The organism is Nocardia sp. NPDC059229, from assembly GCF_042754165.1.
Taxonomy (GTDB): Bacteria; Actinomycetota; Actinomycetes; order Mycobacteriales; family Mycobacteriaceae; genus Nocardia.
In genome coordinates this window covers 1-3,922 of the sequence record NZ_JBHZAK010000064.1, presented here as the reverse complement: position 1 = coordinate 3,922, position 3,922 = coordinate 1, and the positions used below count along the sequence as shown (strand labels likewise).

5 protein-coding genes are annotated in these 3,922 nt (G+C 63.3%); all 5 read left to right on the top strand.

Annotated features, from left to right (window positions below; translation table 11 throughout):
* The first annotated feature begins 174 nt into the window (after positions 1 to 174).
* The 5 genes from ACFXHE_RS44030 (at position 175) to ACFXHE_RS44010 (ending at position 3,716) form a co-directional block, all read left to right on the top strand.
* On the top strand, positions 175 to 522 hold the full coding sequence (locus tag ACFXHE_RS44030; protein ID WP_379391747.1) for a hypothetical protein: 348 nt from the start codon (positions 175 to 177) through the stop codon (positions 520 to 522).
* Between the two features lie 406 nt (positions 523 to 928).
* Positions 929 to 1,312, top strand: coding sequence for a TcmI family type II polyketide cyclase (locus ACFXHE_RS44025; protein WP_379391745.1), 384 nt, complete (start codon positions 929 to 931; stop codon positions 1,310 to 1,312).
* Positions 1,313 to 1,570 carry a phosphopantetheine-binding protein gene (locus ACFXHE_RS44020; protein WP_379391743.1) on the top strand — a complete coding sequence of 86 codons (258 nt, stop codon included), beginning with the start codon at positions 1,313 to 1,315 and terminating at the stop codon, positions 1,568 to 1,570.
* Positions 1,570 to 2,457, top strand: a complete 888-nt coding sequence (locus tag ACFXHE_RS44015; RefSeq protein ID WP_379391740.1) for a cupin domain-containing protein — start codon at positions 1,570 to 1,572, stop codon at positions 2,455 to 2,457. Before ACFXHE_RS44020 ends, ACFXHE_RS44015 begins: the two co-directional genes overlap by 1 nt.
* Positions 2,454 to 3,716 carry a beta-ketoacyl-[acyl-carrier-protein] synthase family protein gene (locus tag ACFXHE_RS44010; protein ID WP_379391738.1) on the top strand — a complete coding sequence of 421 codons (1,263 nt, stop codon included), beginning with the start codon at positions 2,454 to 2,456 and terminating at the stop codon, positions 3,714 to 3,716. The genes ACFXHE_RS44015 and ACFXHE_RS44010 overlap by 4 nt, the downstream gene beginning before the upstream one ends.
* The last annotated feature ends 206 nt before the right edge of the window (positions 3,717 to 3,922 follow it).

Sequence of the window (3,922 nt, the reverse complement as noted above, 5' to 3'; positions counted from 1 at the left end):
CTCTGGGGCGTGCTGTGCCCGCGGGGAAGGGGCCGGTGGGGCATTTCGACCCGTCCCTGATGAGTCTCGCCACCGTACGGAAATAACCCACGTGGTGATGTGCGGCCTCTACCCCAACGACCCGACCGCATGGCAAACCCCGAACGAACCACCGGGCGTCTAGCCTGTGGAGCCATGACATTCGTCTACAACCTGGTGGTCGTCGTCCATCTGCTCTGTATGGCGGCGGTCATCGGCGGTTATGCCCTCGCGCGGCCGAAGGTTTCCGAGTGGATGTTGTGGGGTGCACGGGCGCTTGTCGTCACGGGCCTGGTGATGGTCCTCATGGCCCACTTCATCCATTCGCTGGACAAGCATCTGCTCATGTCCAAGATCGTGGTCAAGCTGGCGATCGGGGTCTCGGTGGCGGGCCTGGCCGAACTCGGACACTATGCCAGGCGCGACAAGGTGATTGCATGGTCGGCGCATGCGGCCGGCGCGCTGGCGATCGCCAACGTGTGCGTGGCCGTGCTCTGGCACTGAGCTGGTCTGCGAGATCGGGCATCGCCGAGGGAATACCTTCGTCTCCCATTCAAAATTGCATTTCCTGCAAAGCCGCCAGGCTTTCGCGCCACCACCGGAAAGGGCCTCAGCTGGGCTGAGGTCCTTGTTCTTTGTTGGGGCGTCCTCGAAAATGGTCGAATCATCAGCGGCACAACGAAATTGGTGAGATCGGCGCAATGCGCCGCACAACGGCGCCGCGAAAGTCGTCAACTGTCGCCTTACCGTCGGGTGCCACCTAGGTGTTGATTGTCTTCACCCAGGCGGACGGATGGACAACCGCACGGTTATGGATACCGACTGGTCTGAACTCGTAGGTTTGTTGTACCCCGAAAAGACAGATATCGGGTTCCATGTTCCCCACCAAAGCTCATGTAGGAGAAGGTCGATGGTGATTCCACATCGTTCGCTGATCGTTGCTCATGTACGTCCGGACGCTATTTTCAACGTTGGCGAGATCTTCGCTGAGTCCGATTCGTCGACGGATCTGCCGGGGATTGCGGGTGTGACCCGGCGTGAGCTTTGGGCTCTGGATGATCTGTATGTGCACTTGGTGGAGACCGAGGAGCCCGGTGGTGCCGCGATCGGTAGGGCTGCGCGGCATCCGGAGTTCGCCCGGGTGAGTGCCCGGTTGCGCGAGTTCGTCTCGCCCTATCTCGCGAATTGGCTGTCTCCGGAGGATGCGCGGGCGCGCATGTTCTACAGCTGGACACCACAGACCGGTCCGTCACTGGGTTCCGGTCTCACCACACGAGGGAAGGAAGAGAAGTAAATGTTTGACACGTTCACCATCGAGACGTTGCGTGCGATCTTGGACGAGCATGTCGGGGTCGACATCGGTCCGGAGGAGTTGGAGAGGGCGGACGCGCTGACTCTGGAGGAGATCGGTGTGGATTCGTTGGCGGTCTTCGAGATTCAGAGTGTCGTCGAGCGTGATTTCTATGTCAGGTTGCCTGCTGAGCTGCTCGGGATGACCGGTGGTGACGTGGTTCGGTACGTCGAGCTCGCATTCATCGGGGAGGCCGCGTGATGTCGGGTCATACAGAGAATTCGATCCTGATCGATGCGCCGCTCGAGGTGGTGTGGGATTCGACCAATGATGTTCGGTCCTGGCCGGATTTGTTCTCCGAGTATGCCGCGGTCGATGTTCTCGCGGAGGACGGCGATACCGTCCGTTTCCGGCTCACGATGCACCCGGACGAGGCGGGGCAGGTGTGGAGCTGGGTCAGCGAGCGGACCGTTGATCCGGTCAACCGGACAGTGGACGCGCATCGGGTGGAGACCGGGCCGTTCGAGTACATGCGGATCCATTGGAGTTATGCCGAGTCCGGGTCGGGTACGCGGATGACCTGGGTTCAGGACTTTCACATGCGACCGGGCGCGCCGATCGACGACGCCGGGATGACCGATCGCATCAACACCAACAGCGTGATCCAGATGCAGCTCATCAAGGAAAAGGTCGAAAAGCGCCACAACGCCGCGGCCGAGACGATCGCCACGCCGAGCATCCGGCCGGGCCGCGTCGATGTTTCCGACCTGCCCGCCGACCGCCGCCGCGGGGGCGAAATCAGGACCGTGCTGAGCCCGAAAACCGTTGGCAGCACGTCCGGTTTCACCGGCGTTGCCACACTCGAGCCGGGGGAGCGCATCGCCGAGCACTATCACCCGTATTCGGAGGAGTTTCTGTATTGCGTGCAGGGAGACCTCACCGTCGACCTCGACGATGAGCAGTGGTCGCTGGCAACGGGGCAGGGATTGTTCGTCCCGATCGGTGTCCGGCACCGGGTGCGCAATACCGGGACCGAGACCGCGAGCATCGTTTTTCATCTCGGACCGCTCGCCCCGCGACCCGAACTCGGTCACGTGGACACGGAACTATCGGCGGCTGCCCCCGGCACCGCGGAGAGAGCGCGATGACCCGGGTCGCCGTCACGGGGGTCGGCGTCGTTGCTCCGGGCGGGATCGGACGCACGTCGTTCTGGGACTGCGTGTCGTCTGGGCGCACAGCGACCCGCCGGATCAGTTCCTTCGATCCGACCGGGTTCCGCTCCCAGGTGGCGGCGGAATGCGATTTCGATCCGCAGGCGGCCGGGTTGTTGCCCAGGCAGGTGCGCCGCTTCGATCGGATGACCCAGTTCGCTGTCGTGGCCGCCCGTGAGGCGTTCGAGGACAGCGGTCTGGAGCTGTCCGACGCCGCGCGCGACATGTTCGGGGTGTCGCTCGGCTCAGCGGTCGGCGCGACCATCGCCCTGGAGAACGACTACGTGATCGCGAGCGACAGTGGCCGGGATTGGCTGGTCGACGAGGGCTCCGTGCAGCCCTACCTGTATCAGGCCCTCGTCCCCAGCAGCATGGCCGCCGAGGTGTCGGCCCACTTCGAATTGCACGGTCCGGCAACGGTTGTCTCGACGGGCTGCACGTCCGGGATCGACTCGATCGGTCACGCACTGCACATGATCGAAGACGGTGACGCCGACTTCGTCCTCGCGGGCGCATCGGACGCGCCGATCTCGCCGATCTCCGTCGCGGCGTTCGACGCGATCCGGGCGACCACCGATGAGAATGACGATCCCGCCCACGCGTCGCGGCCCTTTGATCTGACGCGCGCCGGTTTCGTGCTGGGGGAGGGTGCGGCGGTGCTGATGTTGGAGAAGCTCGACCACGCCCTGGCTCGGGGCGCCCACATCTACTGCGAGATCGGTGGGTATGCCTCGCGCTGCAACGGCTTCCACATGACCGGACTGCGCCCGGACGGGCTGGAGATGAGCATGGCCATCACGGAGGCGATGAACCAATCACGGCTCAACCCCGACGCGCTCGGGTACATCAGTGCGCACGGCTCGGGCACGAAGCAGAACGACCGCCATGAAACGGCGGCCTTCAAGAAGGCGCTGGGTGCCGCCGCGTACGAGGTTCCGATCAGCTCGATCAAGTCGATGATCGGGCACTCGCTCGGCGCGATCGGCTCGATCGAGATGGCGGCCTGCGCGTTGGCGATCGACACCGGGGTGATCCCGCCGACCGCCAACTGGAGTAACCGAGACCCCGAATGCGATCTGGACTACGTCCCGAACATCGCGCGCACCGCCACAGTCGATACGGCTCTGTCGGTCGGCAGTGGGTTCGGCGGTTTCCAGTCCGCGATGGTCTTCACACGACCGGCGGAGTTGCGATGAACCGCCGCGCAGTGATCACCGGACGGTGAACACCGGGCACTCGTCGTACCGATGGGTGAATGTTTCACCGCCACAACCTCATTGAATTTCATTCCCACCGAAAGATCAGCTCGGTATTGGCCGGAGAGAAGTGTTGATTATGCGTAATGACAATGATTCCTGGGATATCAAGACGAGTGTCGGTGCTACCGCGTTGTTCGTCGCGG